Below are 8,534 nucleotides of genomic sequence, written 5' to 3'. Positions count from 1 at the left end.
CGATCTTACCCGGCTCGGCGGTGAGCACCACGTCGACCTGGGCGACCCGGTCGCCGGCCAGGCCGGGGCGGACCGACGCGACCCCGTCGACCGCGTCGGCTGCGGCGACGACCGCCGCGGCGGCCTGCGGGTTGGTGAGCACGGCAACCGGCTGGGTGCTGCCGGCCGGGAAGGCGCGTGCGAGGGTCTCCGCGCCGGCGACCGCCTCCGGCTTCTCGCGGAACTGCTCGGTCTCGGACAGACCGGTGCGGATGCCCAGGCCGCCGAGCGCGAGGCCGACCAGGAGCAGGGTGGCCAGCACCGCGACCGGCAGCGGCCGGCGGATGACGAGCGCGCCGAGGCGTCCCCAGAGCCGGCCCTCGCGGGCGGCGCTGCCGACCCGGGGGACGAACGGCCAGAACAGGCCGCGGCCGAAGAGCACGAGCGCGGCGGGCAGCACGAACAGGGCGGAGAGCATGGCGAACACGACGCCGATGGCGCAGGCCACCGCGAGCGCCCGGTTCGTCTCCTGTTCCGACAGCAGCAGCGTCAGCACACCGAGCACGACGGTGCCGCCGCTGGCCAGGATCGGCTCGGCGGTGCGGCGCAGGGCGGAGCGCATCGCGGTGAAGCGGTTCTCCTCGCGGCGCAGTTCCTCGCGGTAGCGCGCGATGAGCAGCAGGGCGTAGTCGGTGGCGGCGCCGAAGACCAGCACGCTGGCGATGCCGGTGACCTGGCCGCTGGGCAGGTAGATGTCGAGCGCGGGCACGACGGTCTCCACCGTGCGCAGGGTGAGCTGCTCGGCGGCGGCCACGACCAGCAGGGGCACGAGCCACAGGAACGGGCTGCGGTAGGTGACCAGCAGCAGCAGCGCCACGACGGCGGCGGTGACCAGCAGCAGGGTGGTGTCGGCACCCTGGAAGACCTTGCTCAGGTCGGCGGTGAACGCCGGCCCGCCGGTGACCTCGACGGTCAGGTCGTCGGGCAGGTCGGCGACCGCGTCCCGCACCTTGACCACCTCGTCGACCACGGCCTGCTGATCGCCGGCGGTGGACAGCGGCACGGCGACCAGCGCGACGGTGCCGTCGGGGGAGACCTGGGCGGGGGCGACCCGGCCGCCGGCGGCGAGCGCGCCGAGTTTCGCCGCCGCGCCGTCGAGCGCGCTCCGGTCCGCGGCGCTGAGCGGGGCGCGGTCGTCGCGGCTGACCACCACCAGGGCGGGCTGGGTGTCCCGGGAGGGCAGCTGCTCCTGGAGTCGCTCGACCTGCGTCGACTGCCACTCGACGGACAGGCCGGTGGCGGAGACGGGTTGGGGATTGTCCGGCTTGGGTAGGCCGAAGACGACCGCGCCGACGACGAGTGCGGCGACCACGGTGAGCCAGGCGGCCAGCCGGCCCCGGGCGACGCGGGTGAACAGTGACATCGGTGCCCTCACAGGTTTCTTTGCGGGGGTGATTCTTGCCGAGAGAGTATCTTGATGAGCGAGATTATCCGGGGAGGGCCTATGCTGCAACCGGACCGGGGCAGGCAGGGGGGTGGCGGCGAGCGGTGACGGGGCACGGCATGTACCGGCGGCGGAACGACCCACGGGGGCGGATGGTCGCGGAGATCACCAACGACCTGCGTCGCTACTCGTTCGACGCGCAACACGTCGGGCACGCGTTCGCCGGCCTGCACGGGCTCAACGCCACCGACCTGCAGGCCCTCATCGCGGTGATGGAGGCCGAGCTGGTCGGTGAGCCGATCACCCCGGGCCGGCTCGGCGAGGTGCTCAACCTCTCCTCCGGGTCGGTGACGGCGCTGGTCGACCGGCTGGAGCGCGTCGGCCACATCCGGCGCGACCGGGACACCGTCGACCGGCGCAAGGTCCTGCTGCACTACGCCGACCGGGGCGCCACCCTCGCGCAGAGCTTCTTCGGCCCGCTCGGCCGCCGCACCGACGAGGTGATGGCCCGGTTCACCGACGACGAGCTGGCCGTCGTGCACCGGTTCATGTCGGAGATGATGCGGTCCATGCGGGCGCACCGGGACGAGGTGCGCGCCGCCCGCGGTGAGCCCCGTCGCGGCGCCGCGCCCGACCCCACCGGCGACCGCTGACCGTGCGACCGGTCACCCGGCTCGTCGCGGCGGCACTGCGACTGCCCGCCGCCCGCACCGACCGGGTCGCCGTCACCCGGGACCTCCCGGTCCGGGTCCGTGACGGCACCTGCCTGCGCACCGACCACTACGCGCCGGACCTCCCCGACGCTCCGTGCGTGCTGATCCGCACGCCGTACGGCCGGGGCGGGCCGATCCGGTTGCTCGGCCGCCTGATCGCCGAGCGGGGCTTCCACGTGGTGATCCAGTCCTGCCGCGGCACGTACGGCTCCGGGGGCGAGTTCGCCCCGCTGGTGCACGAGCGCGACGACGGCCTGGACACCCTCGACTGGCTGCGCCGACAGCCGTGGTGGACCGGCGCGTTCGGCATGTTCGGCGCCAGCTACCAGGGGTTCGTGCAGTGGGCGGTGGCCGCCGAGGCGGGCGACGAGCTGCGCGCCATGGTCGCGGTGGTGACCGCCTCGGCCACCCGCGACTCGACCTACGCGGGGGAGTCGTTCGCGCTGGACACGGTGCTCACCTGGGCCGAGCTGCTGGAGGCGCAGACCGTGCCCTGGCTGGCCCGGCAGTGGGAACTCAAGCGCGGTCAGCCCCGCCTGGCCCGCGCGTTGGCCCACCTCCCGCTGGCCGAGGCGGACCGGGTCGCCACCGGCGTGACCGTGCCGTTCTTCCAGGAGTGGCTGCGTCACCACACCCCCGACGCCGACTACTGGCGGGCCCGGGTCTTCGGCGACCGGATCACCGACGTCCACGCACCGGTGGCCATGGTCAGCGGCTGGCAGGACATCTTCCTCCCGGCCCAGCTCGACGACTACGCCCGGCTCCGGGCCGCCGGCGCCCGGCCCCGACTCACCGTCGGTCCGTGGACCCACGGCAGCCCGGGGTTGCTGGTGGCGGCCCTGCGGGAGGGCCTGGACTGGCTCGACACGCACCTGGCCGGCCGTCCCGGGCCGGAGCGCGCTCCGGTGCGGGTGCACGTGGGCGGCGACGGCGGCGGGTGGCGGGACCTGCCCGACTGGCCGCCGCCGGCCACCCCGACCCGCTGGCACCTGCGGGCGGACGGCCGGCTGGACCGCATGCCGCCGGACACCGAGACGCCGGACCGGATCTGGTACGACCCTGCCGATCCGACCCCGTCACTGGGCGGACCGCTGCTGGTGGCCCAGCGGGCGGGCGCGGTGGACAACCGGCCGGTCGAGTCGCGTCCGGACGTGCTCACGTACACCAGCGGGCCGATGCCGACCGCTGTCGAGGTGGTGGGGCCGGTGCGGGCCGAGATCCACCTGCGCAGCGAACTGTCGTACCTGGACGTGTTCGTGCGACTGTGCGACGTGGACCGGCGCGGGCGGTCCTGGAACGTCTGCGACGGACTGACCCGGGTCGAGCCCGACAGGTTCCCGCGGGACGCGTCCGGTGCGGTCCGGGTGCCGGTCACGCTCTGGCCGACCGCGCACCGGTTCGCGCCCGGGCACCGGTTGCGGGTGCAGGTCTCCGGCGGCGCCCACCCGCGGTACGCGCGCAATCCCGGCACCGGGGAACCCCTCGGCAGTGCCGTGACTCTTCGTGCCGGATGGCGCGAGGTCCTGCATGATCGCGAGTATCCCTCGATGGTGGTCCTGCCCCTGGTGCCGGCACCGTCCACTGCGGGGCGACAGTTCCAAATAGTGCCTCTGAGCTGGGCACTTCTCCCAAGTCGTGGTTAAGCTCGGAGCAAGTGCCCGGTGCCGTGCAACTTCTCGGCGGGGCGCGACCGTGGACCATGCGTCATCACGCGCTGTGATTGCTGTGCCCTGCCGACCACTAATCGGAAGGGGATCCACCATGACGTCGGCTCCGGCGAACCTGCTGGCGGTCCGCAACCTGTTGCTCACCTACCTCAACGTCGACAAGAACGCCTCACGGGACCAGGACCTGGAGCCGGCCGAGGTCGGCATCGTCGGCGACGCGAACCACCGGGGCGGCTACCACTGCGGCTCGGACCGGGTGGTCGTCAACGACTACTCGGTGGTGGAGTCCACCCGGGACCGCTCCGGGCTGACCCTGTACGCGTCCGCACTGGACGTCGGCACGTTCTCGGTCCGCTCCGGCGGCGCCACCCACACCCTGCGCACGTTCTCCACCTGGATGGTGGCGCAGTGTGCGGCGAACGCGGCCGACACCCGGGACATCAGGGAGATCATCTATTCCCCGGACGGCCGGACCGTGCGGCGCTGGGACCGGCTCGGCAAGCGCACCACCGGCGACAGCAGCCACCTCTTCCACACCCACTTCAGCTTCTTCCGCGACTGCACCAAGGCGGGCCGGGACCTGACCCCGTTGTTCCGCCGCTACCTCACCGCGATCGGGCTGATCGCCCCAGTGAAACCGGAGGACGAGATGGAACAGACCGACAAGCTCATCGGCGACACCGGCTACCCGGACCGCAGGGTCGGCGACGTCCTGGCCGACCTGGAGAACCTGCGCAACTGGCTGATCTCGCCGGTCAACACGACCGGCCTGGTCAGCCCGCCGATGGCCAACTCCCCGTTGCAGCAGATGCTGGCGATGGCGCGGGCCTGGCCGGCGCTCGTCGCGAAGGTCAACGAGCTGTCGGGCCGGGACTTCACCGACGAGCAGCAGATCGTCAGCGGCGTCCTCGCCGGGCTGCCGCCGGAGAAGATCGCCGAGGCCATCCCGCCGCAGATCGCCCGGGACGTCGCCGACGAGTTGTCCCGGCGGTTGACCGCCTGACCGTCCGGCGCCGCGGCGGCGAACCGCGTCGCCGCGGCGCCCGACAGATTCGCAAGAGATGTTGCGCAACCATTCTTGCCGATGTCAGACTCGGCGACATGACAGAGCCCACCGTCCGTCAGGTCACCGACTCGCGGGTGCTCGCAGCCCTCGCCCACCCCCTGCGTCGCCGGCTGATGGACGTGCTCAAGGTGCACGGTCCGTGCACCGTCGGCCTGCTCGCCGAGCACACCGACCAGGCGCCGGCGAACGTCAGCCACCACCTGAGGGTCCTGGCCGCCGCCGACCTGCTCGTGGAGGCGCCCGAGCTGGCCCGGGACCGTCGGGAGCGGTGGTGGCGACTGCGGGACCGCGGGGTGCGCTGGTCCACCACGGACTTCGACGACGACCCGTCCGCCCGGGTCGTCGCCGACGCGGCCGGCTCACTCAACCTGGAGCGGCACGCTGAGCTGGTGCGGGCCTGGCACGCCGCCTCCGACGAGGCCCGCGCCGCCTGGGGCGAGGGGCCGTTCAGCACCGACAAGTGGCTGAAGCTGACCCCGGACGAGCTGGCTCAGCTCAGTCAGGAGGTGATCGCGCTCTTCGCCCGGTGGGCCGACCGGCCCGTGCCCGAGGACGGCAAACGTCGCGAACCGGTCTTCCTGTTCTCCTACGGCGTCCCGGCCCGGCCGTGAGCGCACCGGTCCGCGCGTCCACGGCGCCCGCCGACCGGCCGCGCGGCGGGCTGTTCCGACACCGCGACTTCCGGCTGCTCTGGACCGGCCACACGGTCAGCGCCGTGGGCAGCAACATGACCACGGTGGCGCTGCCCCTGGTCGCCGTGGCGGTGCTCGACGCCACCACGTTCCAGGTGGCCGTGCTCACCGCCGCCGCCTGGCTGCCCTGGCTGCTCGCCGGCCTGCCGGTCGGGGCGTGGGTCGACCGGGTCCGCCGCCGTCCCGTGATGATCGGCGCCGACCTGGCCGCCGCGGCGCTGTTCCTCAGCATCCCGGTCGCGGCGACGCTCGGCCTGCTCACCGTCTGGCAGTTGCTGGTCGTGGCGCTCGGCGCCGGCCTGGCGCGGGTCTTCTTCGAGACCGCCGACCAGGTCTACCTGCCCACGTTGCTGCCCCCTGAGCAGGTGCCCGAGGCGAACTCGCGGCTGCACGCCACCCAGACCGCGAGCTACCTGGTCGGACCGGGGCTGGCCGGCCTGATCGCCCAGCTCGCCGGCGCGGTCGTCGCGGTGGCGCTGGACGCGGTGAGCTTCCTGTTCTCGGCGCTGTGCCTGCACCGGATCCACGCGGTCGAACCCCGGCCGCGCCGCCCCGCCGGGGCGTCGTCGCTGCGCCGAGAGGTCGGCGCCGGGCTGCGTTTCGTCACCCGCGACCCCTACCTGCGGGTGCTGACGGTGTTCGGCGCGGCCAGCAACATCGGGCTGACCGGCTACCAGGCCGTGCTGGTGGTCTTCCTGGTCCGCTCGGCGCACCTGCCGGCCGGCCTGGTCGGCCTGCTGGTCGGTCTGGCCAGCCTCGGCGGCCTCGTCGGCGCGGCGTGCGCCGCCCGGCTGGCCCGTCGGCTCGGCACCGCCCGCACCCTGCTGCTCGCCGGCGCCCTCACCGGCCCGCCCGCGCTGCTGATCCCGTTGGCCGGGCCCGGCGCGCGGGTGACCTGGCTGGTGCTCGGCGGCGTGCTGGTGAGCCTGGGCGTGGCGATCGGCAACGTGGTCAAGGGCAGCTTCCGGCAGACCTACACGCCGCACCGGCTGCTCGGCCGGGTGACCGTGAGCATGCACCTGCTCAACTACGGCACCATCCCGCTCGCCGCCCTGGTGGCCGGCGCGTTGGGCGCAGCCTGGGGACCGGACGGCGCGATCCGGGTGATGACCGCCTGGCTGGCGCTCACCCCGCTGATCCTGCTGGTCGGCCCCCTGCGACGGCGGCGGGACCTGCCCACCGCCCCGGTCTGAGGAAATCCCGGCCGGGGCCGACGAAGATGCACTGTGGCGGCGGTCGGTGCTCCGACCGCCGCCACCGGCACGTCACTACATCGGACGGACGTTGTCCGCCTGCGGGCCCTTCTGGCCCTGGGTCACCTCGAACTCGACCTTCTGGCCCTCGTTCAGCTCGCGGTAGCCACTGCTCTGGATGGCCGAGTAGTGGACGAACACGTCCGGGCCTCCGCCGTCCTGCTCGATGAAGCCGAAGCCCTTTTCCGAGTTGAACCACTTGACCGTGCCGGTTGCCATGCGTCTCTCCCTGTTCAATGCGGGTGAGCACCGGCCCCTCGGCCGATGATCGCCCTGTACCACCCTGACAGTAACCGGCCGAACCGGGATCCGCTGCCGGAAGTGCCGGCGTGGCACATGAATACCTGCGCGCCGGAAATACCCCCGGCGCCGATCGGGGCACGGCATGCTTGCCCCGATGACCACAACCACGGCATTGGCCGACCTGGAACAGGAGATCGCGGCGCCCGGCGCGGGCCCGGACCGCCTGCGGCTGGTCGGCACGCCGTTCGTGCCCGAGGTGCGCCTGCACCTGGCCGAGGACGCCATCCTGTGGTGGGCGCGGATGGAGGCCGCGGCCGGGCGGTCGCTGCCGCCGCCGTACTGGGCCTCCGTCTGGGCCGGTGGGCAGGCGCTCGCCCGGCACGTGCTCGACCATCCCGACCTCGTCGCCGGCCGACGGGTGCTCGACCTGGCCGCCGGCTCGGGACTGGTCGCCATCGCCGCCGCGCTCGCCGGTGCCGACGAGGTGGTCGCCAACGACGTCGACCCGTACGCGGTGGCGGCCGTGACGGTCAACGCCCGGGCGAACCGGGTCCGGGTGACCACCGACGGCGACGACCTGCTCGACGGTGTCGCGGGCGTCGACCTGGTGGTGGCCGGCGACGCCCTCTACGACGCCGGGCTGGCCGCGCGGGTGCTGCCGTACCTGCGCCGGTGCGCCGATCGCGGGGTCGAGGTGCTGGTCGGCGACCCCGACCGCGGGCACCTGCCACCGGACGGCCTGGAACTGGTGACCAGCTACCCGGTGCCGACCACCGAGCCCTCGGTCGACTCGCCGGTACGCCGGGTGCAGGTGCTCCGTCCCCGCTGACCCTCAGGGGTCCCCGGGGTCCGGCCTCCGGGTCGGGTGGGGGGTCACGCCCGATGTGCCGGACGGTCGGTGGCGCATAGCGTGCTCGACATGACGGATCTGCTCGCCCAGTTCGGGGAGTTGCCCACCACCCTGCTGATGGGGCTCCTCGGCGTGGTGATGCTCGCCGACGCCGTACCCCTGGTCGGGGTGCTGGTGCCGGGGGACGCCGCGGTCCTCGCGGCGGTTGGCGCGGGTCGGCCGGCGGGCGGGGCGGTGGCCGTCGCGGCCGTGGTGGCGGGCTGCGTGGCCGGCTGGTCGTTGAGCTTCCTCGCCGGCCGGCACTGGGGCGGTCGGTTGCGGAGCGGCCGGCTGGGGCGCTGGATCGGCGAGGCCCGCTGGGCCGCCGCCGAGGCGTTGCTGCACCGCGGTGGCGGGCGGATCGTGCTGGTGGCGCCGTTCCTGCCGGTGTTCAACGCGCTGCTGCCGCTGGCCGCCGGCGGGCTCCGGATGCCGTACCGGCGGTTCGTGACCTGCGCGGCGCTGGGCGCCACGGCATGGGCCGGGCTCTACGTGGCGCTCGGGCTGGCCGCCCGGACGCTGACCGCCCTGCTGCCCGGAGCGCCGGACCCGACGGTGCTCACCATGGCGGTCGGGCTGCTGCTGGCC

Annotated in this window: 9 protein-coding genes; 7 read left to right on the top strand and 2 right to left on the bottom strand. The window is 73.9% G+C overall.

The genetic code is table 11. The features are described from left to right. Positions 1-1,402 (bottom strand): efflux RND transporter permease subunit (locus tag HUW36_RS19460; protein WP_174529484.1); only part of this gene is annotated, 1,402 nt, incomplete at its 3' end. Positions 1,403-1,542: 140 nt separating this feature from the next. On the opposite strand from HUW36_RS19460, the gene HUW36_RS19455 reads away from it, so the two are divergent. From HUW36_RS19455 to HUW36_RS19435, 5 genes are all read left to right on the top strand, one after another. Continuing rightward, positions 1,543-2,076, top strand: coding sequence for a MarR family winged helix-turn-helix transcriptional regulator (locus tag HUW36_RS19455; protein WP_174529485.1), 534 nt, complete (start codon positions 1,543-1,545; stop codon positions 2,074-2,076). A 2-nt stretch (positions 2,077-2,078) separates the two neighbouring features. After that, positions 2,079-3,779: a CocE/NonD family hydrolase gene (locus HUW36_RS19450; protein ID WP_174529483.1), complete on the top strand. Its 1,701-nt coding sequence runs from the start codon at positions 2,079-2,081 to the stop codon at positions 3,777-3,779. A gap of 118 nt (positions 3,780-3,897) precedes the next feature. Further along, positions 3,898-4,806 (top strand): hypothetical protein, encoded by a 909-nt coding sequence (locus HUW36_RS19445; protein WP_174529482.1) that lies wholly within the window; start codon positions 3,898-3,900, stop codon positions 4,804-4,806. A 98-nt stretch (positions 4,807-4,904) separates the two neighbouring features. After that, positions 4,905-5,480: an ArsR/SmtB family transcription factor gene (locus HUW36_RS19440; RefSeq protein WP_174529481.1), complete on the top strand. Its 576-nt coding sequence runs from the start codon at positions 4,905-4,907 to the stop codon at positions 5,478-5,480. After that, positions 5,477-6,754, top strand: a complete 1,278-nt coding sequence (locus tag HUW36_RS19435; RefSeq protein ID WP_174529480.1) for an MFS transporter — start codon at positions 5,477-5,479, stop codon at positions 6,752-6,754. Before HUW36_RS19440 ends, HUW36_RS19435 begins: the two co-directional genes overlap by 4 nt. Positions 6,755-6,829: 75 nt before the next feature. Here HUW36_RS19435 and HUW36_RS19430 read toward each other — a convergent pair whose 3' ends face one another. Continuing rightward, complete coding sequence (locus tag HUW36_RS19430) at positions 6,830-7,033, bottom strand: cold-shock protein (protein ID WP_013287480.1); 204 nt, start codon at positions 7,031-7,033, stop codon at positions 6,830-6,832. 178 nt (positions 7,034-7,211) lie between these two features. Here HUW36_RS19430 and HUW36_RS19425 point away from each other — a divergent pair, with 178 nt between their 5' ends. Both HUW36_RS19425 and HUW36_RS19420 read left to right on the top strand, forming a co-directional pair. Beyond that, positions 7,212-7,886, top strand: coding sequence for a class I SAM-dependent methyltransferase (locus HUW36_RS19425; protein WP_174529479.1), 675 nt, complete (start codon positions 7,212-7,214; stop codon positions 7,884-7,886). Positions 7,887-7,976: 90 nt separating this feature from the next. Further along, a partial coding sequence (locus HUW36_RS19420) for a DedA family protein (protein WP_174529478.1) occupies positions 7,977-8,534 on the top strand: 558 nt, incomplete at its 3' end.

This window comes from Micromonospora maritima, from assembly GCF_902825405.1.
GTDB lineage: Bacteria > Actinomycetota > Actinomycetes > Mycobacteriales > Micromonosporaceae > Micromonospora > Micromonospora maritima.
The sequence above is the reverse complement of the archived record's forward strand: the minus strand, read 5'-3'. Positions and strand labels throughout refer to the sequence as shown.

Excerpts from the sequence above, each read along its gene's own strand:
- HUW36_RS19455 (WP_174529485.1), top strand. The coding sequence starts at position 1,543 with ATGTACCGGCGGCGGAACGACCCACGGGGGCGGATGGTCGCGGAGATC.
- HUW36_RS19445 (WP_174529482.1), top strand. The coding sequence starts at position 3,898 with ATGACGTCGGCTCCGGCGAACCTGCTGGCGGTCCGCAACCTGTTGCTC.
- HUW36_RS19440 (WP_174529481.1), top strand. The coding sequence starts at position 4,905 with ATGACAGAGCCCACCGTCCGTCAGGTCACCGACTCGCGGGTGCTCGCA.
- HUW36_RS19430 (WP_013287480.1), bottom strand. The coding sequence starts at position 7,033 with ATGGCAACCGGCACGGTCAAGTGGTTCAACTCGGAAAAGGGCTTCGGC.
- HUW36_RS19425 (WP_174529479.1), top strand. The coding sequence starts at position 7,212 with ATGACCACAACCACGGCATTGGCCGACCTGGAACAGGAGATCGCGGCG.